Below are 919 nucleotides of genomic sequence, written 5' to 3' on the forward strand. Positions count from 1 at the left end.
GGCCGGGCCGGCAGGACGCCGACGCCATAGTGAGATGCCATTCTCCCATAGCTGCGGTTGATCTCGGGATCGTAGAAGCTTGCTCGGCTGACGCCGGACTTCAGATTGTCGGGCACTATCAGGCGGGGCACGCCGCCGAAGAAGGCGAACATCCGCCCATGCGAACCGATCCAGTCCGGCAATGTCTGGGTCCAGGTCGCCTCGGCGAATGTGTAGCTTGACGCGCCGAGAACGCCGAGGAACAACTCCGCCTCGCGGACTTCGCCGGTCTTGCGATCGACGATCGGCACCTTCTTGCCGGAATAGTCCACGAAGACCTTGTCCCCGGCAGCATGCTCCTGGCGCATCGTCGGCGAAAGGCGCTGCTCGAAGCCGCGGAATAGCTCACAGAAACGACTGTAGCCATAACCATCGGGATGGACGCTGCGATATTCCTCCCAGAGGATCAGCAGCGTCACGCCGGGCTTCTTGAGCTCGATGGAAAGTTCAGCCCAGCTCGGCTCTTCACGTCGCCGCTGCCCCTGCTTGACGCCAGCCCTGCTGAAAAGCCGATGCTCCAGAGCATCGTCCGTCAGTTCTCCTGGCAGCGGCCAGATCAACCCAGCGGTCTTTGCCCGATCCAGATTATCTTGCACCGTGCTTCGGGCGATCCCGAGCATCACCGCAATCTCGCGTACGCTTGTCCCGCCGGCAGAGAGCCGCAGCATCTGTCGTATGTGTCGCATGGTCAGCCTTCTCTTTGACGGCATGAAAGTCCCCTCGTGAATACAGAGGAGCTTCATGCCAAGGTTGCTGACCCAAGGGCATCGTCAGGACGGAAAAACCGTCCGGTAATTGATCGGAATGCTGTCCGGCTTCAAATCGGAATGCCGTCCGGATTTTGATCGGAATCCCGTCCGGTCATTCCCTGGAATCCGCA

General features: G+C 60.4%; 1 protein-coding gene. It reads right to left on the minus strand.

What is annotated here, in order from left to right; genetic code table 11:
* The coding region (gene istA / locus NKH49_RS34730) for an IS21 family transposase (protein ID WP_352930206.1) at nucleotides 1–725 on the minus strand (725 nt) is incomplete at its 3' end.
* Nucleotides 726–919 lie beyond the last annotated feature (194 nt).

Origin of the sequence: Mesorhizobium sp. M1088 (assembly GCF_040318575.1) — a bacterium.
Lineage (GTDB): Bacteria > Pseudomonadota > Alphaproteobacteria > Rhizobiales > Rhizobiaceae > Mesorhizobium.